Below are 23,220 nucleotides of genomic sequence, written 5' to 3' on the forward strand. Positions count from 1 at the left end.
CCTCCGCTACGCAGTTGGCGGGACGCGGCGGATCGCGCGGCCGCTGTGGATGTAGAGGGCGTGGCCGGTCCCGTCGTCGCCGAGGAAGACGTGCGGCAGGTGGACGCCGTGCGTTGCCTTGAGCGGGACGAACCGGTCGTCGGACAGGCGGACCAGTTCGGTGCGCTCGACCTGGCCGCCGAGCTCGGCCATGAGCCCCTTGGGCCGCTGCTCGACCCAGAGCCGGCCGTCGCCGTCGCGCTCCACGACCTGTTCGGCCACGTCGCACGCGTACGTGCCGAGGTACCGCTCGACGTCGACGGTCTCCGGCTCGGCTGGTGGCACGGGCAGCGCCGGCAGCTGCACGCCGGCCAGGTCCCGCAGTAGCCGGGGGAAGATCGACGTGTACAGGCCGAACGGGTTGCCGCCGTTGGTGAGCAGCGCGACCGCGACGTTGCGTCCCGGCACCAGCCGCAGCATCGCGGCCTGGCCGATCGTGTTGCCGTCGTGCCCGATGACCGGGCCGCCGGGCCAGTCGAACAGCTCCCAGCCGAGCCCCCATGCGTCGCCCATCAGGCCGAGCGCGGGCAGGGTCACCTGGGGCCGTTGCATCGCCGCGGCGCTGTCCGCGCTCAGCACCCGTGTGCCGTCGGCGGCCTTCCCGCCGTCGAGGTGCATCTGGCCGAACGCGAGCAGGTCACGTGCCCGCATCGTGAGCATCGAGCCGGCCGGCGCGTTGGACCGGGCGAGTGCCCAGACCGGCGCCGGCACGGGGTCGGCATCCGGCGCCGGCTGGACGTGCCCGACCGCGGCCCGGAACAGGATCGCCTCGTCGGCGCCGTTGGCGGCGTGGGTGAGCCCGAGCGGGGTGAACAGGTGCTCCCGGACGCAGGCGTCGAACGGCTTGCCGCGCAGCACCTCCACCACCCGGCCGAGCACGCAGTACCCGGCGTTGTTGTACGAGAACATGGCGCCGGGCGCGAACAGCTGCGACGTGCCGGCGATCGACGCGACGTACTTCTCGACGCAGTCGTCGCCCTTGCCGGTGTCGGTGAAGATGTCGCCTTCGAACCCGGCCGTGTGGCTCATGAGCTGCCGCACCGTGATCGCGGCGGACGCGTCCTCGTCGGCGACGCAGAACTGCGGCACGTAGCGCCGCACGGGTGCGTCGAGGTCGAGTCTGCCCTCGTCGGCCAGCTGCATCACCAGCGTGCTCGTCCACACCTTGGTGATGGAGCCGACCTGGAACACCGAGTCGGCGGTGGCCTCCACCCCGGTCGCCCGGCTCAGTACGCCGGCCGCGACGTCGATGACGTCACCGCCGACCGAGATCGCCACCGCAGCGGCGGGCACCTTGTACTCCAGGAGCAGCGCGGGCAATTGCTCGCGCAGCCAGTGATGGATGTCATCCAGTTCCGACATGCGGCAAACCCTAGGACGCCCCCTTTCGGCGATGTTCGTATGCTGCGACAACTCAGCCGGCGCCGGTTCGTACCGCCGGACAACCGGACCGGGCGCTCAGGTCCTCAGGTGCCGTGTGAGCCGTTCCAGAGCGTCGGATACGGCCCGGCCGCCGGCAACGGCACTCCGGCCTGCGTCACCCGGTCATCGGTGAGCAGGTCGGCCGCCGCCAAGGCCCGCTGACAAGCTTGCTCTTGCGTTCCCGGGTGCCCGACAGTAGGGCACGTGGCATGGTGGCGACGTTACCGATACTCCGTGCCCGGCGTTCCCCCGAGCAGTTCGGGGGGAGGCTGGGACGACTACCGCCCATCGACCCTCACCGGCCGGCCCGTCGTGGCTGCAGCGCTGGCCCGGACGCCGCAGCGGTTCGCCGACCTCGTCGTTGAGCCCGGGAGCCCGGAGCTGGCGCTGACGCAGGAGCAGTTGCTGGAGTACATGGGGATCTCGACCCGCGATGGGTTGACCTGGGCGCTGGGCATCGACGACGAAATCAAGCCGGTCATCGACACCGGGCCGGACGTGGTCGACGAGGACCTGATGGTTGCCGCACTCGAAGCCCGACCCGGCGTCGTCTGGGCGCAGCATCCGGATCGGGAGTTCTACGAGATCCTGCTGGCCGAACCGGTCCGGGCGGACGAGGCGCTGGCCCTGTTCATCGACGCGATCGCGCACGCCCATCGCGAGCTCGCCCAACGGCTGCAGATCGATCTCGGGGAGTGACGGCACGGGCCCGATGCACCACCACCCGACGCGCCCGCCGACACCTCAACCCGCTGAGCTTCGAAGAGCCGACATGCAGCGGGTCCCTTGCTCTGCGTCGATGCGAACCATTGTCGAATCGGTGACCATCAACGGCTCCTTTCCTCGGCAGGACGCGTCGAGGTGCCGGGGGAGCGCCCCTCCTGGTTCTGGGCGTCGGCGGCGCTGCTCGTCGGCGGTGTCGTCCTGCGGGAGACCGCGATCCGCACCCTGGGGCGGTTCTACTCCCACCACGTGCCGAGGTGCACGGGGCGTTGCACGCGCTCGGCGGTGCGCATCCGTACGCCGCGGCGCTGCACGCGCTCGTCGACGAGGCGATGCTGGCGTTCCCGCTGCCGGTACCGTCGTCCTCCGCTACCCTGCGCGTTGCAGCCGTCCCGTCGTGAGGTCCGGCTCGCCGTACCGCCGCACCATCGACGTGAACAGCGCCGCCTTGTCCTCGCCGAACCGGCGCACCGCCCGCGTGTACTCGGCCGCGGTCACGAACCTCGGCGGGCTGCTCTTGCTGTGGAACTTGTCGGCGTGCATGACGAGCCGCTCCTCCTCGGTCTCGGCGACGTAGTCGCCCGGCGGGATCGGCAGCCCCTGGCGGACCACGTCCTCGCGGGTGACCCCGACCCCGGTGTGGCAGGAGCAGAACCGGCACACCGCCTCCGGCAGCCCCGCCTCGCGCAGCAGCTCGTGCCCGAGGACGCCGTGCCGGATGTAGCCGGCGTGGTCGAGCGCGCCGGCCGCGTCGTACAGCCGGTACACGCCGATGTCGTGCAGCAGGCACCCGGCCCGCACCAGACGGGCGTCGACGGCCGGACCGCCGGGCCGGGCCAGGAGCTGCTCCGCGATCCGCCACACGATCCGGCAGTGCGTGTACACCAGGTCGAACGCTTCCCGGCTCGGCGCGTGCCGCTCGTGCAACGCACGGATCTCATCGTCGGACGGCACCCACATACCGTCACATGCTGCCACCACCGCGCGGTGACGCGGTGGTGGCAGCGCCGTCAGGTGACGGTGAGGCTGTCGATGTTCGCCCCGTTGGAGCCGGTGGTGGTCGCTCGGATCGCGACCTGGCTGCCGGCGGGCAGGGAGGCGGTGAACGAGGTGGTGCTCCAGGTGTCCCAGGAGCCGGTCGGGTTGAACGCCAGGGCGCCGTTGACGGTGCCGCCGTTGACCGAGATGGCGAGGGGGCGGTTGGCGCCGCCGCCGTTGGCGTACCGGAACGTCAGTGTCCTGGTGCCCGCGGCGGGGACGTTGACGGTCCACTGGATGTAGGCGCCGCTGGCCGCGGTGTCGGCGAAGTCGACGAAGCCCGTGCCGGTGTAGTCCGGGTGGCGCGTGTCGATGACGGCGCCGCTGAGCACCGCCCGCTCCGCCTGGTAGGCGGTGCCGCCGGTGGCGGCGGGGAAGGGCGATCCGCTCGGCTCGACCGTGGCGGCCACGCCGCCGCCGGCGACGGTGGGGATGGACGGGGTGACGACCGACAGGACCTTCCTGGCGGCGTCCCAGACGGTGCCGCCGCCGCTGGTGACGGCGGTCGCCTCGCTGGTGTAGGCGGGCAGGGTGCCGCCGCCGTTGACCCGCATGCCGACGGGCGCGGTGAGCCCGTGGACGCGGACGATGTACCGGCGCGCGGCGGGTGCGCCGGCGTAGGTGCCCTGCGGGTGGGCGATGGTGGTTCTGGTCGCGGCGTCGTTCCAGGTCAGTGCGGTGATGCTCCTGGCGCCCGCGACCCGGTAGGACTCGGTGATGCCGTCGTCCTCCACGAGGTCGAAGCTGCCGTCGGCGCCGGCGTAGACCTCCATCTCCAGCTGCCGCTTGTTCAGGTAGGCCGTGCTCTGCGCGTACTGGTACCTGGGCAGGATCGCGCCCGCTTTCACGAACAGGATGATCTCGCCGGTGTAGGTGACGTAGGGCAGGTCGACGGCGTCGGTGCCCACGTGCTTGATGTCGGCCCAGAAGTTGTACCAGGTGTCGCCGGCGGGCAGCCAGACGTTCTGGGTCGCCCCGCCGTCCTGGGTCACGGGCGCGACGAGCAGCGACGGTCCCCACAGGTACTGCAGGTCGTGGGTGTAGGCGGCCGGTCGGTTCTGATAGTCGATGACCATGGCCCGGGCCATCGGCATGCCGGTGGCCGCGGCCTCGTGGGCGAGGCTGTAGATGTACGGCAGGAGCGTGTACCGCAGCTCGCCGTACTTGCGGAAGTCGGTCTGGATGACCGCGCTCTGGTCGAGGGGCCAGCGGGAGGCGACCGCGCCCTGGGAGGTGGTGCTGGCCCCGCTGTGCGGCCGCCAGATCGGCGACAGGCTCGACCAGGCCGCCGCCCAGTTGCGGTAGAACGGCTCGGGGATCAGGCCGCCCGCGCCGCCGTGGAAGCCTCCGCCGTCGATGTTGGAATACGGGAAGCCGCCCAGCCCGCCGACCAGCATGCCCCTGATCTGCTGGCGCATCTCGTCGTAGGTGGAGGCGATGTCGCCGGTCCAGTAGTGACCGTAGCGCTGCTGCCCGGCCGACGCGCCGCGGCTCCAGGTCCACGGGCGCTTGGCGGCGCCGATGTGCCCGGCCGTCTGCGGGTCCCAGCCCTCCTCGCCGACGCCCTTGTGCAGATAGAAGAAGTACGCGTTGCGCAGCTCCGACCACTTCTTGCCGCCGGCGCTGTCGGCGTTGAACGGGATGGGGCCCAGTTCGTCGGTCTCGTCGAGCCACAGCCCGTCGCCGGGATAGTGCAGCGCCGGGTTGAGGGCCTTGGACCAGAAGACGCTCCACACCCAGGCGCGGGTGGCGGGGTTGGTCCAGTCGGGCACCGAGCCGCTGTCCGCGACACCGGTGAGGTCGGCGGCCTTGAAGCTGTAGCCGGGCGGCGGCCCGCCCACCCAGCCGGCCATCAGGTTGGAGTTGTTGCGGTTGTAATCCAGGGTCATCGTCACGCCGTTGTCCGCGGCCCACGCCTGGTAGCCGGCCGGGTCGGGCCACCGCACGGAGCTGAACTCGAACCACGACCCGCCCCACGCGCCGGTGCCGGACCGCCAGCGGTTGTCGTTGACGTGATGGTCGAACGGGAACCCGGCGTTGCGATGCGCCGTGATCTTCGCCCGCCACCAGTTCTGGTCGCTGACGTCGGGGAAGCTCTTGTCGGACATGTGCAGGCCGAAGATGGCGAGCTGCGGCAGGCGCGGGCGGCCCGTCAGCTGGGTGTACCGGTCGAGGAGCTTCGCGAACTGCGGGCCGTTGATGAGGAAGTAGTCCATCTGCGGCCGGACGCCGGCGGTGCCGTGGTCGTCCGCGGAGAACGCGTAGTCCCTGGCGGTGCCGCTGGCGAAGGAGAACGTCGTGTCGAAGGTCGTGTTGAAGAAGACGCCGTAGCCCTTGGTGGACAGGAACAGCGGCACGATCGCGGGTGCCTGGTCGCTGCGGACGGTGCCGTAGTTGTGCGACACGACGTCACCGGTGCGGTCGACCCTCGGCGAGCGTCCGTACAGCCCGTGCCCCGCCTTGACGAAGTGTTCGTCGGCGGGCGGCGGGACGAAGGCCTCGGTGATGACGCTGTTGTTGGTGCCGCCCCAGGTGATGCTGCGGGTCGCGTCCTCCTTCGCGAGCAGGGCACCGGTGCCGCGGTGGTAGAACTCCAGCCGCAGCGGGTTCTTCTGCAGCACGATCCGGATGCCGTCCGCGGCGCCGGTGACGATCGTCAGTGCGGTGCTGTCGTTGGTGACTGTGAGGCCGCCGCCCATGCCCGCGTGGTTGGCGGGTACGACCATCTCGTAGCGGGTGTCGGCGAAGAACGTCTCGCCGCCGCGGATCGCGCGGACCCGGACGATCTGGTTGCCGTACGCGGTGATCCGCAGGCGCTGGCCAGTGGTGCTGGTGACGGTGATGCTGCGGGCGTCGGTCACGTGTGAGGCGTAGTTGCCCAGCTGTTCGCCGACGGCCGCGACGGCCCGGGACGGCGCGGCGGCGACGGCCCCGATCGACAGCCCGGCGGCCATCCCGAGCACGTTTCTTCTCTTCATCGCATCGACTCTCCTCGACAGGTGCGGGCGAATCCGTTGCGCTGGTGGCGGTGTGCGATGCGCAACAGGGCGCGCGGCGATTTGGGTCTCCGGGCGGGTTGGCGGTTGGAGCGCCCTGGAAACGGTTCCCACAGTGGTCCGCCCCAATCAGTTTTGTCAATACCTTGCAATAGACCGGTTTCACATCGACAGGCTTCGTGGTACTGTCGGGAACTGACAAGATCTGGAACCGCTTCCAGTGCACGTGAGGAGCTGCGGATGGCGGCGACGATCAAGGACGTCGCGCGACTGGCCGGGGTGTCCCAGTCGTCGGTGTCCCGCACGCTCGCCGCGCCCGACCAGGTGCGCGCCGGGACCCGCTCGCGGGTCGAGCGGGCCGTCGCGCAGCTCGGGTACGAGCCGAACCGGATCGCCCGAGGCCTCAGCACTGGACGCACCGGCACCATCGGATTCCTGGTGCCCGACATCGCCAACCCGCTGTTCGCCGGCATCGTCAAGGCCGCCCAGCGCCGGTCCCGGGAGTTCGGGCTCGCGGTGCTGCTGGCCGACTCCGACGAGGAGCCCGCCACCGAGATCGACCTCATCCGCACGCTGGGCAAACAGGTCGACGGCTTCGTGCTGTGCGCACCCCGTGCCGGCGACGATGAGCTTCGCTCCGTGTGCGGCGACCTGCCGGTGGTCCTGCTCAACCGCCGCGTCGGCCAGCTGCCGTCCATCATCTTCGACAACGCCGACGGCATCCGCCAGGCGCTCACCCACCTCGCCGCGCTCGGCCACCGGCGCGTCGCCTACGTCGCCGGCCCCCGCACCTCATGGGTGAACCGGGAGCGGCTCCGCGCCGTGCGGGCCGTCGCGGCCGGCCTCGACCTCGAGGTGGTCGAGGCCGGCAACGTGTCACCCGACTTCGAGGGCGGCGTCGCCGTCGCCGACCTGGTCCTGGCCGCCGCCGTGACCGCGGTCATCGCCTACAACGACATGATCGCGCTGGGCCTCGTCAGCCGGTTCGGCACCCGCGGCGTCTCGGTGCCCGGCGACGTCAGCATCGTCGGCTTCGACGACATCCCGGCCTCGGCCCTCGTCAGCCCGGCGCTGACGACCGTCAGCCAGCCGAAGGAGCAGAGCGGCCGGGCGGGCATCGACCTGCTCGCCGACCTGCTCAACGAACGCGAGCGACCGGGCGGCTCGCGCACGTCCCTGCCGACCCGCCTGATCGTGCGCGCCTCGACCGGGCCGGCCGCGCCGCCGTCCTGATCCCGGCCCAGTCGATCGGGCCGCGATCGGTTCGACATCGCCGCCGGCGGGCGCTCAGGCCGGGACGCGGGGCTGGGCCAGCGTCTGGACGAGCTCGGCGAGCACCCGCCCGGCGTCGGCGTTGTCCACCTGGCAGGTGCCGGCCGCGAGGTGACCGCCGCCGCCGTACCTGAGCATGATCGAGCCGATGTCGACCGGCGACGTGCGGTCCACAATGGACTTGCCGACCGCGAACACCGTGTTCTGCCTGTCGCGGCCCCACAGGGCGTGGGTCGAGACGCGCGTCTCCGGGTGGAGCGCGTACACCATGAACCGGTTGCCCGCGTAGATGATGTCCTCGTCGCGCAGGTCCACCACGACGACGTCGTCGTGGACGGTGCTCACCCGCCGCAGCTGGTCGATGAACGGCTCGGTGTGCGCGTGGAACAGGTCCGAGCGCTCGCGCACGTCCGTCATCGCCAGGATCTCATCGACGCTGTCCAGCTGGTGGCAGGCGTGGATGAGCTTCATCATCAGCTCGAAGTTGGAGATGGTGAAGTCGCGGAAACGGCCCAGTCCGGTGCGGCTGTCCATCAGGAAGTTCAGCAGCGCCCAGCCGGTCGGGTCGAGGATCTCCTCCACGGTGTACTGCGCCGAGTCGGCCTTGTCGACCGCCTCCATCAGGTCCAGCGGCACGTCGGTGAAGAAGTCGGCGCCGCCGAACTCGTTGTAGATGACGCGGGCCGCCGACGGGGCCGCCGCGTCGATGATGTGGTTGGGCTGCTCGCCGACGCGTATCGTCTCGGAGTGGTGGTGGTCGAACACCATGTGCGCCCCGGGGACGTAGGGCAGGTTCGTGATGATGTCGTTCTCGGTGATCTCGACCTTGCCGTCCTGCATGTCCTTCGGATGCACGAAGACGATCTCGTCGATCATGTCGAGGTGTTTGAGCAGAGTGGCGCACACCAGACCGTCGAAGTCGCTGCGCGTCACGAGCCTGTACTTCACGGCGGTCTCCCCTTCTCCAGGTCCGTATCCACCGATCGGCCACAGGGGCGCTGACCTGAGCGGATCGGGGCCGCCGCCCGGCGGCCCCGATCCGCGGGTTCACGAACGGGCGTGGTGTGCGGCGATGCGGGCCAGTTCCCCGCCCCGCCCGTTCATGTATTGCCGGTGGACCCAGGACCTGAAGGCGGCGAGCGCGGCCGGTGAGGAGTTCGGCGACCAGGCCTCCTCCTTGGTCAGGTCGAAGTAGGTGAGCAGTCTGAGGTCGGGGTACGCGCCCGAACGCAGCGTCGTGTCCATGTCCTTGAGCCACTGCGCCTTGTCGCCGCCGTCCTCGGTGGACGCGAACTCGCCGATCATCACCGGCTTACCCGGCGCGACGGCACGGGCCTTGGCGTATGCGGCGTCGAAGGTGGCGGTGAAGGTCGTCCAGTGGTCACCGGCCGGATCCCACGACGGGCCGAACCCCCAGTTGTAGCCGTCGATGCCGACCCAGTCGACGTACCCGTCGCCGGGGTAGGCGCGGGCCGGGTCGTTGTAGGCGGCATCCGGTGACGAGCCGTTGTTGAAGGCCCACACCCATTGCACGTTCCTCGCCCCGGCGGCCACGACGAGGTCGTGGACGTGCCGGTAGGCGCGCACGTACAGGGACGGGTCGGCGTTGTTGTTGGCGATGCCCCACGGATACCAGTTGCCGTTGAACTCGTGGCCCCAGCGGACCAGGATCGGCAGCCGCACGGCGGCGAACTCCCGGGCGCGTGCCGTGATGTAGGCGTCCCAGGAGCCGTCGATCACGTCCTGGAGGTGGATCTGGGCGGGGTCGTCCGGGCCGAGGGCGGTGTCCCAGGGTTCCCAGGTGTAGTGCGGCATGATGCCGCGCCGCCAGAGCATTCTGGCCTCGTCCACCGGGAAGGCCCGTCCGCTGGCCCAGCTGTCGAACCACATCACGCTGGCCGGGGTGACGCCGTACAGGCTTCTGACGCTGGCGGCGACGGCAGTGGGGTCCTCTTCCCGGAACATGCCCAGGTACCTGGTCGGTGACGCGTCCCGGCCGGCTCCCGCCGCGGCCGGTGCGGCGTCCGCGACGGCGGCACCGGACACCACCAGTGCGACAGCGGCCACCACCGCGCACAGCAGCGTTCGCATCCGCATGTTGCCTCCTCAGCAATTGGTGAGAGCGCTCTGTGGCGCCCCAGACTGCGGCGGCAGACTGGTAGCGCTTCCAGCCCAAGGTAACCACCCCGCGCCTTCGACGTAAAGAGTTGACTTCATCGATCACGTGAAGCGGCGGGGGTGGGAGGGGTGCCGGCACGTAGAGTCCCTGTTCAACGGCTGTTACGCCTTGACAAGGCCCGCTGTGGGTCCGACACTCTGTCATCGACGTGGCTGGATTGCCAGGACTGGAAGCGCTTCCAGTTCGGCCGGACCGCGTCAGGGATCCGCCACATCCCCGCTCGCCATCCGCGGCGCGACGCAGCATCCCCGCATGGCGACACCCGCAAAGAACTGGAGACGTCAGTGCAGAGCACTCGATTGCGCGGCCCGGCAGTGTTGGTCCTCGCCACGCTGGGCCTGGTGGCCGCCCTGATCGGAACCGGCGTTCACCGCGCGGAGGCGGCCACCGGCGCCGCCTTCGTCGACAACTTCGACGGATTCGACACCGGTCGCTGGTACAAGGCCGACGGCTACAGCAACGGCAGCATGTTCAACGCCAGCTGGCGCGCCGACCACGTCTGGTTCAGTGGCGGCGTCATGGGCATCAACCTGGACACCGCGTCCTGCCCGGGCGGCTGCGCCGGCAAGCCGTACGCCTCCGGCGAGTACCGCACCACCGCCCTGTACTCGTACGGCCGCTTCGAGGCACGCCTGAAGGCCGTCAAGAACCCCGGCACCGTGACCTCGTTCTTCACCTACACGGGTCCCAGCGACGGGCAGCCCTGGGACGAGATCGACGTGGAGATCCTCGGCAAGAACACCACGCAGCTGCAGACCAACTACTTCACCGGTGGCGCCGGCGGCCACGAGACCGTCATCAACCTGGGCTTCGACGCCTCGGCCGGCTACCACACCTACGCCTTCGAGTGGTGGAACGGCGGCACCATCAACTGGTTCGTCGACGGGGCGCTCGTCCACCAGGAGACCGGCTCCCGCGGGCCGCTGCCGACCCACCCGCAACGCGTCATGATGAACCTCTGGCCCGGCATCGGCGTCGACGGCTGGCTGCAACCGTTCACCTACCCCGGCACCAAACTGACCGCCACCTACGACCGGGTCAGGTACATCAGGTACTGAACGTCCCTCAGCGGCGCCCACCGTGGCGGCCGGCAGCAAGCCGGTCGCCACGCCCGCGTGCCGTCAGGCCGACTCCCGCACGACGATCTTCGTCGGCAGGACGGACGACGCCGGTTGCGCGCCGTCCAGCAGCTCGACCAGCATGCGGGCGGCCTCGCGGCCCAACGCCTGCACCGGCTGGTGGATGGTGGTGAGCTTCGGGTCGGTGTGCGTCGCGATGGGCAGATCGTCGAAGCCCACCAGGGCCACGTCGCCGGGCACCGTGCGGCCGGCGTCGCGCAACACCCGCAAGGCCCCGGCCGCCATGTTGTCATTGGCGACGACCACGGCGTCGAGGTCCGGTTGCGCGCTGAGCAGCGCGCGCATGGCCGCGGCGCCGCTCGGCTCCATGAAGTCGCCCGGCTCGGTGGCGCACGGTTCGAGCCCGGCCAGTCGCAACGCCTCGACATAGCCGCGATGGCGTTCCCGGCCGACGGCGGTGTCGAGCGGCCCGGTGATCATGGCGATGCGGCGACGGCCGGCGCCGATGAGGTGCTCGGTCGCCGTCCGTGACCCGCCGGCGTTGTCGACGTCGATGTAGAACGGTGGCGTCCCGTGCGCCGGCAGCCCGATGAACACCGTCGGCAGTCCCGATCGCGCGACGATGTCGATCAGCGGGCCGACGCCGCGCGTCGTCACCAGCATCACCCCGTCGGCTCCCCGGGTCTGCAGGAAGGTCCGCAGCCGCTGCTCGCCGTGATCGGACGTGGCGAGGCTGAGCATGAGGTGCAGGTCGGTCTTCTCCAGCGCGGCGGACGCCCCGACGATGACCTGTGCGAAGAACGGGTCCGCGAAGACCTCGGGCCCGTCGCCGGCGACCGCCAGCACCACCACACCGGTCTGACGGGTGGCCAGCGCCCGCGCGCTGCGATTAGGGGTGAACCCGAGCTCCCGGATCGCCTTCTCGACCGCGTCGCGCTTGGCGCGGCTCACGTTGGGGCCGTTGTTGATCACCCGGGAGGCGACGGTGCGGGACACCCGCGCACGCTCGGCGACCTCGTCGAGTGTCGGGGGTCGAGACGGCGCCGGTGACGGCATTCGTGGTCCCCTCCGCTCGAGCCGATCACCAGGGTGGAGCGCCTGCCGACATGGCCTCCCGCCATCGTAGGGAACCGTGCTCGGCCGTGTAAAGCCGCGTCGTGGCTGGTCAGGGAACGTCGCGTCGCCGGGGCGGCGGGGCGGGCGGTGGCGCTCCTATGATCTGCGGATGTTCGGACTCTTCCGCCAGCCGCCCGTGCTGGACACCGACCTCGGGCAGGCCGACCTGGAGCTGCGCGCGGCGCGGGACCGGGTGGTCGAGGGTGACTGGACGGCGGCGCGGGACCTGCTCGGGCGCACCGGGCGGGACTGGGAGCTGCGGGGGCGGCGGCTGTCGGTGCTGGGGGCCGCGGCGGCGTGGTCACCGTTGTGGCTGGACCTGTGGGACAGTGCCGTGCCGGGTGACCCGGCGGTCGCGATCCTGCGCGCCGACGCCCTGGCCGACCAGGCGGGCGAGGCGCGGGGCGCGAAGTCCGCGCGCCACACGAGCCAGGAGCAGTTCAGGGAGTTTCACCGGCTGTCGGCGCTGGCGGCCGAGGCGAGCCGGCGGGCGGTGGCGCTCAACCCCGAGGACCCGTACCCGTGGGCGACGCGGATGAACACGATGTTCGCCGACGGGCGCCGGCAGCGCGGCGAGTTCCTGCAGGCGGTGGGGGAGGCGGTGCGGCGGGACCCGTTCAACTTCGAGGCGCACCTCACGGCGGTGAGCTTTCTGTGCGAGAAGTGGTACGGCTCGCACGAGGAGATGTTCGCCGCGGCCCGGGGACCCGCGGCCGCGGCGCCGGCCGGGTCGTCGGTGGTGATGCTGCCGTTGCTGGCGCACTTCGAGTACGCGTTGCGGGAGTTCGGGTTCGAGAGCAGGTCGCAGTCGCTGCCGGCGAAGATGGCGTACTTCCGCCGGCCGGAGGTGTACCGGGAGGTCAACGACTGCGCCATGAAGTGGTGCGCGGCCGGGACGCCCCGCATGGTCGGCCGGGGCGTCACGCTGCGGCACTGGCTGGCACTGGCCAACTTCCTGGCCGGCCGTGACCCGGCCGGCACGAAGGTGCTGCTCCGCGAGATCGGCCCGTACCTGGGCAGCACCGCGGCGTACGGCTACTTCTGGATGGAGCAGAGCGAGGGTTTCCATGCCGTCTGGAAGTGGGCGGGCTGAGCGGGACCGGCGGTGAGGCCGTCGGTGAGGAAGCGTTGCGCCGAGCTGGCGGTCAGCTCGGTGTCCGGTACCCCAGCCGGGCCGACAGGGCGGCGGCACCCTTGCGGACCAGGCGGGTCCACTCCGGGTGCGCCGCGGGCGTCCAGCGGATGATCGGCGCGGAGACGCTCATCGCGGCGATCGTCCTGCCGGTGTGGTCGCGGATCGGCGCCCCGACGCAGCGGACCGCGCTGTCGGACTCGCCGTTGTCGACCGCCACGCCCGCGGCGCGCACGCCGTCGAGTTCGGCGCGCAACCGCACCGGGTCGGTGATGCTGTCCGGCGTCATGCCCGGCAGTTCCCCGTCCGGCAGGAGCGCGTCGAGCTCGGCCGGGTCGAGGCTCGACAGCAGCATCTTGCCGACGGCGGTGCAGTGCGCGGGCAGCCGCCGGCCGACCGCGGACACCATCCGGACCGGGTGCGTGCTGTCGACCTTCACCAGGTAGATCACGTCGGTGCCGTTGAGCACGGCGACGTGGACGGCCTCGTTGCAGGCGGCGGCGACGTCCTGCGCCACCTCCTGCGCCTCGCGCGCCAGGTCCAGCTGACCGGCGAACGCGGCACCGAGCTGGAACACCGGCATGCCGAGCCGGAACTGGACCGGCTGGCCGGGCACGGAGATCAGGTACGAGCGGGCGACGAGCGTGACGAGCAGCTCGTGCACGGTGGTGCGGGGCAGGCCGAGCTGCTCGGTGATGTCGCGGGCCGACAACCGGGGGCGGTCCAGGAAGAGTTCGAGGATGTCGAGTGTGCGGATCACGGCCGGCACCACGCGGGGCATGTGCAGATCCTTTCGAGGTACCGAACCGTGTCCGAGATTTCGACGCGGCGATAGTTCGGCAGGATAATGCTTCGCCCGGCCGTCGCCCCGGGCGGGAGCGGGCGGCCGGCAGCGGATCCGGCCGCCGTGGCGACCGTATCCGCTACCGGATCGGGATCCGTGTCCGGCGTCTGCTACGTCCGGATGGTTGCCGGCGTCCGCCGGTAGTCCGCCGCGTTGGCGTACGCCCAGAGCTGATCCACGTAGTCCCATCCGGCCGTGCCGATGATGGTGGTGTCGTCGACGGTCAGCTCCGGGCCCGTCGCGGCCTTGGTGCCGCCGGTGGTGGATGGCCCGGTCAGGGGATAGAACTGGCCGACCCTGCTGCCGTTGAGGCCCAGGACGTACTCGCTGTAGATGTCCTGGATCGGCTTCGCGGCGCGCGGGTCGGCCCGGAACGCTTCAGCTCAGGTGCAGCGTCCGGACGAGGAACTCGCGGCGGTCGTCGACCGGTTCGGCGGGTGTCACCAGGTCGTGTCCGATCTACCAGTGCAGTTCCCCGAGCTCGTCCTGGAAGGTCCCGGTCGGGCCGTCCGCGCCGAGCGTGGCCAGGCGCACGACGGTCCTGGCGCTGTCCTGCACCGGTCGTCCGACCCCGAAGGCGGCGGTCATGTCGGTGGCGGTGGTGCCGGGTTCGAGGGCGTTGAACTTGATGCCGGGCTGGGACTTGGCGTACTGGACGGTGAGCATGGTCGCCGCCGACTTGGACGCCGCGTACAGCGCGAGCGGCATCGCGAACTCCGGCCGGTCGGGGTTGGTCACCGCCCAGAACGATCCCATGCTGCTGGAAACGGTGACCACCGTCGGGTTCGAGGACTTCCGCAGCAGGGGCAGTGCCGCCTCCGTGACCCGGACGATCCCCACCGCATTGGTGTCGAACGCCCGCAGCGCCGCCGGTCCGTCGACGACGCCGTCGGCGAGGATGCCCGCGTTGTGCACCAGGACGTCGAGCCGGCCCTCGGCCGCGTCGACGGCCGCCAGTGCGTCGCTGACCGACGCGTCGTCGGTCACGTCGAGCTGCACGAACCGCGCCCCCAGCGCCGCTGCGGCCTTCTCGCCCCGCTCGACGTCGCGGGCGCCGATGTAGACGGTGTGGCCCAGCTCGGTGAGCTGCTTGGCGGTCTCGAAGCCGATGCCCTTGTTCGCGCCGGTGATCAGTGTGACGGTCATGCGTTGCCCTCCGTAGGCGGCCGTTTCTTTTGTACCGTTCGGTTGTCAGGCAACCGTAGCCAAGTTTTGTACCGTTCGATCGGTGAGCTGGGTCACCATTTGTACCGAGCGGTACGATGGGTGCATGCGGACTGAGACGCCTGCCATCGGACGGCCGCGGGCCTTCGACGAGGAGACCGTCCTCGACCGGGCCGCCGAGGTCTTCTGGCGGCACGGCTACGAGGGCGCGTCGATGACCGTCCTCACCGGCGCGATGGGCATCAACCGGCCCAGCCTGTACGCCACGTTCGGCAGCAAGCAGCAGCTGTTCGAGCGCGTCTTCGCCCGCTACCACGAGCGGCAGGTGGCCGTGGCCCGCGCCGCGCTCGAACAACCCACCGCGTACGCCGCGATCGAAGCCTTCCTGCGCTCCAGCGCCGACGGTCTCACCGCCGGCGATCACCCGCCGGGCTGCCTGTCCGTCCAGGGCGGCCTGGCCTGCTCGCCGGAGAACGCCCGCATCGCGGAGATCCTGGCCGCCGGCCGCGCCGCCACTGAGGCCGTCCTCGAGGAGCGGCTGTCCCGCGCGGCGCAGGAGGGAGACCTCCCGCCCGGCATGGATGCCAGGACGCTGGCCCGGTTCGTGATGGCGCTCAGCGAAGGACACGCCGTGCACGCCGCGGCCGGCGCGCGCCGCGAAGACCTCCAGGCCTCCGTCGACATCGCCCTGCGGTCCGTCGCCGCGCCCCGGTCCTGACGGCCGTCAGGACACGGGCGAACGGTCACTGGCTGTGCGTGCCGTACCCCCGTACTGTCGCCGATAACACTCGCGGCGGGTACGACGACATGGGGAGTGCGCGTGGGAGTCGGTGCGGATCCGTCGGTCGGCCGCGACGCCGTCATCGTCATCCCCGGGGTCATGGGCAGCGAGCTGGTCGAGACCGCGACCGGGCGGACGCTGTGGGGCGTCGCCGACGCGGGCTGGTACGCGCGGGCCTGGACCACCGGCGGGTCGCTGGCCACGCTCGCCGTCACGGATGAGGAACGCGACGGCGTCACCGGGCGGATCACGGCGCGGCGGCTGCTGAGCTTCCCCGCGTTCGCGCCGGTGCTGCGCGGATTCGAGCCGTACACCGCGATGAGCAGGCAGGTCCAGCGGGTGACGAGCGACCCGGCGGCGGTGCTGGACTTCCCGTACGACTGGCGGCTGTCGATCGAACACAACGCGCACCTGCTCGCCGGCGTCGCCGAGCGACACCTCGCGCACTGGCGGGCCCATCCGCGCGGGCATCGCGACGCCCGGCTGGTCCTCGTCGCGCACTCCATGGGCGGGCTGGTCGCCGGCTACTTCACCGCGGTGCTCGGCGGGGCGCAGGTCGTGCGGGCGCTGGTGACGCTCGGCACGCCGTTCCACGGCGCCGCGAAGGCGGTGCAACTGCTGAGCAGCGGCAGCGGTGCGCCGTTGCCGCTGCCGAGGCAACGGCTGCGGGCCCTCGCGGTCACCCTGCCGGGCCTGTACGACCTGCTGCCGTCCTACCGGTGCGTGGACGAGGGCACGTCGGCGCGGCGCCTCACCGCACCGGACCTGACGGCGCTCGGCGGCGACAGCGACCTCGCGACCGCGTCGTTCGACCGCCGGGAGCGCCTGCTGCGGGCGGCCGCCACGATCGCCGCCGGCACGGTCCGGCCGCTGGTCGGCGTCGAGCAGGACACCGTCCAGTCGCTGATCCTGCGCGACGGGACCGCGCAGGCCCGTGCGTACACCTGCCTGCCGGACGCGGACGGCGGCATCCGGCGGGTCGACCGGCGCGGCGACGGCACCGTGTACCGGGAAGCGGCGGGCCTGCCCGGCACGCAACCGCTGCACCTGCCGCAACGGCACGGCGCGCTGGCCGCGCGGGCGGAGGGCATCGCGCACGCCTGCGCGGTGGTCACCGACATCGAGAAGGGGCCGTGGCTGGCGGGAATCGTCGAGCTGGGACTGGACGTACCGGACCTCGTCGCGCCCGGCGAACCCTGCGCCGTCACGGTCGGCGGCTGCGACGACCCGGCCGCCGTCACCTGTCAGGTGACCGACGCCGCCGACGGCCGCCCGGTCGCCCGGCCGCTGCTGCGCCGCTCCGGCGACGGACTGGCCGCCGACTTCACGCCCCGCCGGCCCGGCCTGTACCGGGTCGAGGTGAAGGCCGGCGGGCTGTCGGCGGTCAGCGAACTGGTGCTCGCGCATGAGTGAGGAACTCCCGGACGCGGCCGGCGGCGGGTTCGACGTCGTCTGCGTCCCGATCGGCGACTACCAGTGGCATCCGAGCCTGGACGCCGACACCGAGGCCGCGCACGTCGCGGACCTGTTCACGGCCCTGGGCGGGCGGGCGCAGCGGTGGGCGATCCCGGACGGGCAGCCGCGCACCCGCACCGTCGTCGACGGGCGGCTCCTGACCTGGGCACAGCCGGGGCGGCCCCGCAGCTCGGTGCTGTTCTGGGTCGGGCACGGCCAGGCCAACCCCGACGGCGCGTGGCTCGCCAGCCATGAGACGCCGGTCGTCATGGAGGCCGGCGGGGTCCTGCCGGAGCACCTGGCCGGGTTCATCACCGCGGAGTGGCGGCGTCGCGCCGGGGACGACGACGCCTGGACGATCGTCGTCATCGAGGCGTGCGGAGCGGAGCGCTTCGTCAACCTGCTCCAGTCGGTGCTGCTGCGGGGGGTACAGCCACCGCGCCGGTTCGTCGTGATCGGGGTCGGCGCGGACGACGGCGCCGGCAACCTGGGCGAGTTCCGCCAGGCGCTGGACGCCGCGCTCGCCACGTACCACGACGGCGACGACACGATCGGCCTGGTGGACCTCCTCGACCAGGTGGAGGACCGGCTGCTGACCGGCACCGTGCACCGCATCAAGCCGCACCGGCTCACCCGGCTGCTGCGACCGCGCCTGCTGGAGACGTCGATGGCCGCGTCGATGAGCACGTACGCCGAGCTGCGCGACGTCGCGGCCACGCTGTCGCCGGACGAGCGCGCCCACTTCCTGCCCAAGGCGCAGGGCGCCGACCACCTCGAATACGGCGACCCGCCCTGGTACTTCGTCGGCCGGGACGCCGAACGCCGGGCGATCGCGGCCTGGCTGCACGTGCGCCGCACCGGGCTGCTGATCGTCACCGGCCCACCCGGCTCCGGCAAGTCGGCGCTGCTCGGTCACGTGCTGGTGCACGCCTCCCGGCAGCTGCGGGAGCTCCTGGTGCGCACCGGCCGCCTCGCCCCGCTGTCCGCCGGTGAGTTCCCCGACGACCTGCGCTTCGACGCGGCGATCCACCTCGCGGGCATGGACACGGGCCAGGCCGTGCGCGGCGTCGCGGCGGCGGCAGGGCTCGGCGAACCCCCGGCGGGCGGCACCGTGAGCCGCGACGTGGAGTGGCTGCTGAGCGCCCTCTCGTCCAGGGGGAGGCCGTTGCTGATCCTCGCCGACGCGCTCGACGAGGCACACGACCCCGCCCCCCTCGCCGGTGCCGTGCTGCGGCGCCTCGCCGCCGTGCACGGGGTCCGGGTGGTGCTCGGCACCCGCGCCACCGCAACGTCCCCCGGCCGGGCGGCGGTCGACCTCCTTGAGGCGCTCGGCGCCCAGGACGCGGCCGTCCTGACCGTCGAACGCGATCCGGCGGCCATCCACGAGTACGTCCGGCTGCGCCTGCACGCGGCCCGGGCCGCCGACCTGCTCGCCGCCGACGACGCGGCGATCGACGCCTTCGCCGCGGCCGTGCAGCAGCAGGGACAGGAGTTCCTGTACGCGCGGCTGGCGGTCCACGAGGCAATCCAGAACCCGGCGCTGCTGCGGTGGGACGACGCGTGAACCGCCTCCCCGCCGACCCGCAGGGCCTGTACGCCGCGGCCGTCGCCCGGCTCACCGAACGGCGGCCGAGCAGCCGGCCGCTGCTGGAGGCGCTCGCCCACGCACGGGGCCGCGGGCTGCCGCGGGCCGACCGGATCCTGGTGAGCGCCGCGACCGCGCTCAACGACGGCGTCGCCGTGACGGAACGCGACGTCGACGACCTGCTCGACGCCGGCGCCCCGTACGTGATGCTCGACGCCGAACACGGCCAGAGTGTCTACCGGCTGGCCCATTACACGTTCGCGGAACACTTCCTCGCCGCCGACCGCCGTGGCGGTCGGGAACGTCTGATCACCCGCGCGCTCATCGCCGCGGCGCAGCGCACCCTGCCCTCACCGAACCCGTACGTGACGTTCCACCTCGCCGAGCACGCCGCCGCGGCGGCCGCGTGGCAGGACCTCGCCCGCTCGGACGTCCTGGACCACCTGGACCCCGGGGCGGTCGCCGCCGCGGCCGGGCGTGCCGCCGGCCCGGCCCGGCTGTCCACCGAGGTCGCCGCCGTCGTCTTCGCCCGGCACGTCCTGACCGGCCTCCCGCCGCACCTGCGGACCCCCGTCCGTGAGCTGGCCGGCGCCCGGCTCGACGGCGCCCCGGCCGTCCACGACCTGAAGTACGACCTCGCCGCCGCCGCGATCGACTGGTACACCCGCCGGCCCGGCGCGCTCGGCTCCGTCGGCTGGGTGGGCAAGACCGACGACCACATCGAGTTGGAGTGGACCGCATACGGCGGCACGTTCATCGGCTACGACCGCCCGATCCGCGGGCCCGCCGCGCGGGTGATCGTGCAGGTCCCGGAGGCCGGGCCGCAGCACGGAGCGCTGCGGTGGGCGAGGGTCCGCCGGCACACCCCGCACGTCGCGCTGACCGGTCACGCCGGCGCCGTGCGGGCCCTGACCGCGGTCGCCCTGCCCGGCGGGCGGACGCTGCTGGCCAGCGGCGGCGACGACGCGACGGTGCGGCTGTGGGATCCGGAGGCCGGCGCCGCGGTGGGCGACCCGCTGACCGGTCACGCCGGGCCGGTCCTCGCCCTGACCGCGGTCGCCCTGCCGGACGGGCGGACGCTGCTGGCCAGCGGCGGCGACGACGGCACGGTGCGGTTGTGGGATCCGGTGACGGGCGCGGCGGCGGGCCATCCGCTGACCGGTCACGCCGGGCCGGTCCTCGCGTTGGCGGCCGCCGCGCTGTCCGAGGACGTCGCGGTGCTGGCCAGCGGCGGCGACGACGGGACGGTGCGGCTGTGGGACCCGGCCGACGGCCAGGAACTGGCCGAGCCCGCCGTCACGGCCGAGGACCCCGGCAAGCGCCGGCCGGTGTGGTCCCTCGCCGCGGTGCCCCGCCCGGGCGGCACCGTCCAGCTGGCCTGCTGCGCCGGGCCTCGCAAGGCCGACTTCATCGGTTCCCGCACCCTGCAGGTCTGGGACATCGGGCCGGGGCTCGCCGAGCCGGAGCCGGAACTGCTCGCCCTGCCCCATCCGGATGCGGTCGCCACCGTGCCGCTGCCGGGCGGCGGCGTCGTGTTCGCCACGTTCAGCGCGTACTACGAGCCGCGGATCACCCTGTTCGACCCGGCGGGTGGCGACGAGCAGGTGTGCACGATGGGCGACCTGTTCGCCAAGCCCCGCCGGTTCGCGGTCGTGCCCCAGCCGGACGGGAGCCTCCTGGTCGCCACGGCCGACACGACGGTCACCATGTGGGAACTGCCGGAGCCCGGCTCCGGCTCCGGCACCGCGCGGCGGCTCGCCGACCCGTTCGTCGGCCACACCGGCGACGTGCAGGCGCTGGCGGCGGTGCCCCTCGCCGGCGGGCGGGTGCTGCTGGCCTCCGCCGCCGAGGACGGCGCCGTGCGGCTCTGGGAACCGCACGCCGACACCGGCGATTCCTACACCACCGAAGCGGGCGCAGCCCCGGTCGACGGCTACGACCTGCACGCCCTGGGGGTCACCTCGATCGCGGTCCTCGCCGCGGCCGGCTCGACGCTGCTGGCCACCGGCTCCCGCGCGGAGACCGCGCACGTGTGGGACGCCGCCAGGGGCGTCGCGGTCGCAGCGCCCCTGGAGTCCCAGCCGCCCCCGCTGGGCCACGGCGCGACGAAGTGGTTCACCGATTTGATGGCGGTCACCGCCGTGCCGCTGCCCGACGGCCGGGCCGCCCTGGCCACCGGCAGCGGCCGCACCATCCGCCTCTGGGATCCGGCCCGCGGCACACCGCTGAGCGCGGCCCGGCAGCTGTGCCGCATCGCCCGCGTGCCGTCGGACCGGGCGATGAACATCAACCGCATGTTCGTCGCCCGGATCTCGGCCAAGGCGCCGGTCACGGCGATGACGAGCGTGACCCTGCCGGGCGGCGAGCTGCGGCTGGTCGTCGGCGGCGGCCGCTCGGTCCACCTGTGGCGGGTCACGCCCGACGGCCGGTTGCGGCGGGCGTTCGCGGCCAGGGTGCGGCACCGCGGGGCGGTCCGTGCGGTCGCCGCGGTGTCGCCGGGACCCGGACGCTCGTTCGGTGCCAGCGCCGGCGACGACGCGATCGTGCGATTCTGGAACCCCGCCACCGGCCTGCCGACCGGACGGGCGACCGGACACGCCGGCCCCGTGCGGGCACTCACCGTGCACCCCGGCCCGGACGGCACGGCCTGCTTCGTCAGCGGCGGCGACGACGGCACGATCCGGCTGTGGGAGCCGGGCACCGGCGCACCGCTGGGCGACCCGATCCCAGCCCACGAGGGCCCCGTCCGCGCACTCACGACTGTCGACCTCCCGGCCTCACCGGGCCCCCTGCTGGCCAGCAGCGGCGACGACGGGGTGGTGCGGCTCTGGCACCCGCGCACCGCCGACCTGGTCCTGGCCCTGCCACTGGACTTCCGGCTCACCAGCCTGGCCGCCCACGACGGCGTCCTGTACGGCGGGTCCGCCGCAGGCCTGCTGGCCCTGGACGTCCCCCAGCTGCTGACCGCCGCCGACTGACCCCGCCGTCGCCGGGCAACGGCGGGCCGGTGTCGGGTTGCGTGCCTGACCGTGTCGAAGTCCGCGTCACTGTCGATCGCCCGCGTCATGGCTCACTGCGGTGGCTCGCCCGCCGAGGCCTTGGCGTACGTGGCCAGAGCGATCGCGGATGAGCCGGCCGCCCCGGAACCCTACGAGGTGATCGCCGACCTGCGCCGGCAGTCGCCCATGGAGGTGGCGGACGCCGTCGCCGCGCCGACCGGCCTCTGGCAGTTCGTGGCCGGCTCGTACCTGTGCTTCCTCGACGGGGACATGGACCAGGCCGCGCGACGCCTGGGTTCGGTGACCGGATACCGCCCCGGCACCGCCTGGGCCGCGGCGCCCTGGTTCAGCGACGAGCGGTTCCTCACGACGGTGTCGGCCACCGGACTGGCCGATGCCACCGTGAACATCACCGACTACGGCACCGACCTGGACAACGATGCGGTCCGCGAGCACCTGCTGCCGTGGCTCCGCGCACTCCTGACCGGCAGGTGACTGCGGCGCCGGGGTGCTCACATGCCGAGCGCGGACATCACCTGGCGGACCGCCTGGACGACCGGCACGCCGACCTGGCCGACGACCGTGGCGACGCCGGCGACGGCGCCGAGCGCGCGGCGCAGCGTGCCCGGGTCCTGGTCGGGGCCGGCGTTGATGACGCGCAGCTGCTCGTCGACGAGCAGCCGGTCGGCCGGCGGCACCTGCGCCCGGAGCGCCTGCACGGCCTGGATCAGGTCCTGGTACGCCCGCGCCGGGTCGGCCGGGCCGTAGTTCTGGATGCGGCCGACGCTGTGCTCGCCGTACTGGTTGTACTGGTCGCCGCCGACGTAGCTGGTCATCAGCCCACCCTTCCGGTGGTGTTCGGGGCGTACTGGTTGTACTGGTCGCCCGTGACGATGTTGTTGATGGTGTGGGAGAAGGTCGCGGTCGGGTCGTTGATGGCCGCGACGATCTCGCGGACCAGCGTGTTCACCAGGTTCCTGTCGGGGCTGATCACCGCCCGGTGCGACGTGCCCGCGGTCTCGATGACCAGGGCCCACAGCTTGCGTCTGCTCAGCACCGACAGCAGGCGGACGAACTGGATCAGGATCAGCAGCCCGGCGATCCCGCCGACCACCTTGATCGCGGTGTCGGTCTGCTCGTCGGTCTGCAGGACGTCCGCGACGAACAGCGCGACGAGCGCGATGACGCCCAGGACGATCCAGAACACGGTGATGCCGATGAACCTGCCGACTGCGGCGCCCTTGCGGAACACGACGCCGGCGGTCGAGACGCGGGCGATGTTCTGCAGCGGATAGGCTTCAGTGCCGATCCACAGGACGCGGTGGCGGACGCCTACATCGATCGTTTCGGTCCTCATGCAGGACCGATGCGCCGGCCTCCCGCCTGATACATGCGG

General features: G+C 72.3%; 20 protein-coding genes. 10 read left to right on the plus strand and 10 right to left on the minus strand.

Annotated features, from left to right (window positions below; translation table 11 throughout):
* Nucleotides 1–6: 6 nt before the first annotated feature.
* Entirely contained in the window at nucleotides 7–1,401 is a 1,395-nt protein-coding gene (locus OHA72_RS37910; protein ID WP_327000881.1) for a serine hydrolase domain-containing protein, read from the minus strand.
* Between the two features lie 294 nt (nucleotides 1,402–1,695).
* On the opposite strand from OHA72_RS37910, the gene OHA72_RS37915 reads away from it, so the two are divergent.
* Nucleotides 1,696–2,160, plus strand: a complete 465-nt coding sequence (locus OHA72_RS37915; protein WP_327000882.1) for a hypothetical protein — start codon at nucleotides 1,696–1,698, stop codon at nucleotides 2,158–2,160.
* 281 nt (nucleotides 2,161–2,441) lie between these two features.
* A complete protein-coding gene (locus tag OHA72_RS37920) occupies nucleotides 2,442–2,585 on the plus strand; it encodes a hypothetical protein (protein ID WP_327000883.1) in 144 nt (47 codons plus the stop codon).
* On the opposite strand, the gene OHA72_RS37925 is transcribed toward OHA72_RS37920, so the two are convergent.
* Both OHA72_RS37925 and OHA72_RS37930 read right to left on the minus strand, forming a co-directional pair.
* Nucleotides 2,554–3,144 carry an HD domain-containing protein gene (locus tag OHA72_RS37925; RefSeq protein ID WP_327000884.1) on the minus strand — a complete coding sequence of 197 codons (591 nt, stop codon included), beginning with the start codon at nucleotides 3,142–3,144 and terminating at the stop codon, nucleotides 2,554–2,556. The two genes, OHA72_RS37920 and OHA72_RS37925, sit on opposite strands and share 32 nt — an antisense overlap.
* A 50-nt stretch (nucleotides 3,145–3,194) precedes the next feature.
* Nucleotides 3,195–6,200, minus strand: coding sequence for a TIM-barrel domain-containing protein (locus OHA72_RS37930; RefSeq protein ID WP_327000885.1), 3,006 nt, complete (start codon nucleotides 6,198–6,200; stop codon nucleotides 3,195–3,197).
* A 258-nt stretch (nucleotides 6,201–6,458) separates the two neighbouring features.
* Here OHA72_RS37930 and OHA72_RS37935 point away from each other — a divergent pair, with 258 nt between their 5' ends.
* Nucleotides 6,459–7,451: a LacI family DNA-binding transcriptional regulator gene (locus OHA72_RS37935; RefSeq protein WP_327000886.1), complete on the plus strand. Its 993-nt coding sequence runs from the start codon at nucleotides 6,459–6,461 to the stop codon at nucleotides 7,449–7,451.
* 54 nt (nucleotides 7,452–7,505) lie between these two features.
* Here the strand turns inward: OHA72_RS37935 and OHA72_RS37940 are convergent, their stop codons facing one another.
* A complete protein-coding gene (locus OHA72_RS37940; protein WP_327000887.1) occupies nucleotides 7,506–8,438 on the minus strand; it encodes an exopolyphosphatase in 933 nt (310 codons plus the stop codon).
* 99 nt (nucleotides 8,439–8,537) lie between these two features.
* Nucleotides 8,538–9,587 carry a glycoside hydrolase family 26 protein gene (locus OHA72_RS37945; protein ID WP_327000888.1) on the minus strand — a complete coding sequence of 350 codons (1,050 nt, stop codon included), beginning with the start codon at nucleotides 9,585–9,587 and terminating at the stop codon, nucleotides 8,538–8,540.
* A 423-nt stretch (nucleotides 9,588–10,010) separates the two neighbouring features.
* Here OHA72_RS37945 and bglS point away from each other — a divergent pair, with 423 nt between their 5' ends.
* Complete coding sequence (gene bglS, locus OHA72_RS37950) at nucleotides 10,011–10,727, plus strand: beta-glucanase (protein ID WP_327000889.1); 717 nt, start codon at nucleotides 10,011–10,013, stop codon at nucleotides 10,725–10,727.
* Between the two features lie 63 nt (nucleotides 10,728–10,790).
* On the opposite strand, the gene OHA72_RS37955 is transcribed toward bglS, so the two are convergent.
* Nucleotides 10,791–11,744, minus strand: coding sequence for a LacI family DNA-binding transcriptional regulator (locus OHA72_RS37955; RefSeq protein WP_327000890.1), 954 nt, complete (start codon nucleotides 11,742–11,744; stop codon nucleotides 10,791–10,793).
* Between the two features lie 229 nt (nucleotides 11,745–11,973).
* On the opposite strand from OHA72_RS37955, the gene OHA72_RS37960 reads away from it, so the two are divergent.
* Nucleotides 11,974–12,957, plus strand: a complete 984-nt coding sequence (locus tag OHA72_RS37960; protein WP_327000891.1) for a hypothetical protein — start codon at nucleotides 11,974–11,976, stop codon at nucleotides 12,955–12,957.
* 52 nt (nucleotides 12,958–13,009) lie between these two features.
* Here OHA72_RS37960 and OHA72_RS37965 read toward each other — a convergent pair whose 3' ends face one another.
* Both OHA72_RS37965 and OHA72_RS37970 read right to left on the minus strand, forming a co-directional pair.
* Nucleotides 13,010–13,777, minus strand: a complete 768-nt coding sequence (locus OHA72_RS37965; protein ID WP_327000892.1) for an IclR family transcriptional regulator — start codon at nucleotides 13,775–13,777, stop codon at nucleotides 13,010–13,012.
* A gap of 522 nt (nucleotides 13,778–14,299) precedes the next feature.
* Entirely contained in the window at nucleotides 14,300–14,986 is a 687-nt protein-coding gene (locus tag OHA72_RS37970; protein ID WP_327000893.1) for an SDR family NAD(P)-dependent oxidoreductase, read from the minus strand.
* A 124-nt stretch (nucleotides 14,987–15,110) separates the two neighbouring features.
* Here OHA72_RS37970 and OHA72_RS37975 point away from each other — a divergent pair, with 124 nt between their 5' ends.
* The 5 genes from OHA72_RS37975 to OHA72_RS37995 all read left to right on the plus strand — a co-directional run bounded on the left by OHA72_RS37975 (nucleotide 15,111) and on the right by OHA72_RS37995 (nucleotide 22,319).
* Nucleotides 15,111–15,722, plus strand: a complete 612-nt coding sequence (locus tag OHA72_RS37975; RefSeq protein WP_327000894.1) for a TetR/AcrR family transcriptional regulator — start codon at nucleotides 15,111–15,113, stop codon at nucleotides 15,720–15,722.
* 102 nt (nucleotides 15,723–15,824) lie between these two features.
* Nucleotides 15,825–17,198 (plus strand): esterase/lipase family protein, encoded by a 1,374-nt coding sequence (locus OHA72_RS37980; protein WP_327000895.1) that lies wholly within the window; start codon nucleotides 15,825–15,827, stop codon nucleotides 17,196–17,198.
* Nucleotides 17,191–18,804 (plus strand): ATP-binding protein, encoded by a 1,614-nt coding sequence (locus OHA72_RS37985; protein ID WP_327000896.1) that lies wholly within the window; start codon nucleotides 17,191–17,193, stop codon nucleotides 18,802–18,804. Before OHA72_RS37980 ends, OHA72_RS37985 begins: the two co-directional genes overlap by 8 nt.
* Entirely contained in the window at nucleotides 18,801–21,803 is a 3,003-nt protein-coding gene (locus OHA72_RS37990; protein WP_327000897.1) for a hypothetical protein, read from the plus strand. The genes OHA72_RS37985 and OHA72_RS37990 overlap by 4 nt, the downstream gene beginning before the upstream one ends.
* A gap of 129 nt (nucleotides 21,804–21,932) precedes the next feature.
* Nucleotides 21,933–22,319 carry a hypothetical protein gene (locus OHA72_RS37995; RefSeq protein WP_327000898.1) on the plus strand — a complete coding sequence of 129 codons (387 nt, stop codon included), beginning with the start codon at nucleotides 21,933–21,935 and terminating at the stop codon, nucleotides 22,317–22,319.
* A 17-nt stretch (nucleotides 22,320–22,336) separates the two neighbouring features.
* On the opposite strand, the gene OHA72_RS38000 is transcribed toward OHA72_RS37995, so the two are convergent.
* Nucleotides 22,337–22,660 (minus strand): hypothetical protein, encoded by a 324-nt coding sequence (locus OHA72_RS38000; protein WP_327000899.1) that lies wholly within the window; start codon nucleotides 22,658–22,660, stop codon nucleotides 22,337–22,339.
* Complete coding sequence (locus OHA72_RS38005) at nucleotides 22,660–23,181, minus strand: DUF6232 family protein (protein ID WP_327000900.1); 522 nt, start codon at nucleotides 23,179–23,181, stop codon at nucleotides 22,660–22,662. The genes OHA72_RS38000 and OHA72_RS38005 overlap by 1 nt, the downstream gene beginning before the upstream one ends.
* Nucleotides 23,182–23,220: the final 39 nt, after the last annotated feature.

The organism is Dactylosporangium sp. NBC_01737 (genome assembly GCF_035963215.1).
In the GTDB taxonomy this organism is placed as follows: domain Bacteria; phylum Actinomycetota; class Actinomycetes; order Mycobacteriales; family Micromonosporaceae; genus Dactylosporangium.

Excerpts from the sequence above, each read along its gene's own strand:
- OHA72_RS37960 (WP_327000891.1), top strand. The coding sequence starts at position 11,974 with ATGTTCGGACTCTTCCGCCAGCCGCCCGTGCTGGACACCGACCTCGGG.
- OHA72_RS37985 (WP_327000896.1), top strand. The coding sequence starts at position 17,191 with ATGAGTGAGGAACTCCCGGACGCGGCCGGCGGCGGGTTCGACGTCGTC.
- OHA72_RS37935 (WP_327000886.1), top strand. The coding sequence starts at position 6,459 with ATGGCGGCGACGATCAAGGACGTCGCGCGACTGGCCGGGGTGTCCCAG.
- OHA72_RS37925 (WP_327000884.1), bottom strand. The coding sequence starts at position 3,144 with ATGTGGGTGCCGTCCGACGATGAGATCCGTGCGTTGCACGAGCGGCAC.
- OHA72_RS38000 (WP_327000899.1), bottom strand. The coding sequence starts at position 22,660 with ATGACCAGCTACGTCGGCGGCGACCAGTACAACCAGTACGGCGAGCAC.
- OHA72_RS37965 (WP_327000892.1), bottom strand. The coding sequence starts at position 13,777 with ATGCCCCGCGTGGTGCCGGCCGTGATCCGCACACTCGACATCCTCGAA.
- OHA72_RS37975 (WP_327000894.1), top strand. The coding sequence starts at position 15,111 with ATGCGGACTGAGACGCCTGCCATCGGACGGCCGCGGGCCTTCGACGAG.
- OHA72_RS38005 (WP_327000900.1), bottom strand. The coding sequence starts at position 23,181 with ATGAGGACCGAAACGATCGATGTAGGCGTCCGCCACCGCGTCCTGTGG.
- OHA72_RS37945 (WP_327000888.1), bottom strand. The coding sequence starts at position 9,587 with ATGCGGATGCGAACGCTGCTGTGCGCGGTGGTGGCCGCTGTCGCACTG.
- OHA72_RS37930 (WP_327000885.1), bottom strand. The coding sequence starts at position 6,200 with ATGAAGAGAAGAAACGTGCTCGGGATGGCCGCCGGGCTGTCGATCGGG.
- OHA72_RS37970 (WP_327000893.1), bottom strand. The coding sequence starts at position 14,986 with ATGACCGTCACACTGATCACCGGCGCGAACAAGGGCATCGGCTTCGAG.
- OHA72_RS37910 (WP_327000881.1), bottom strand. The coding sequence starts at position 1,401 with ATGTCGGAACTGGATGACATCCATCACTGGCTGCGCGAGCAATTGCCC.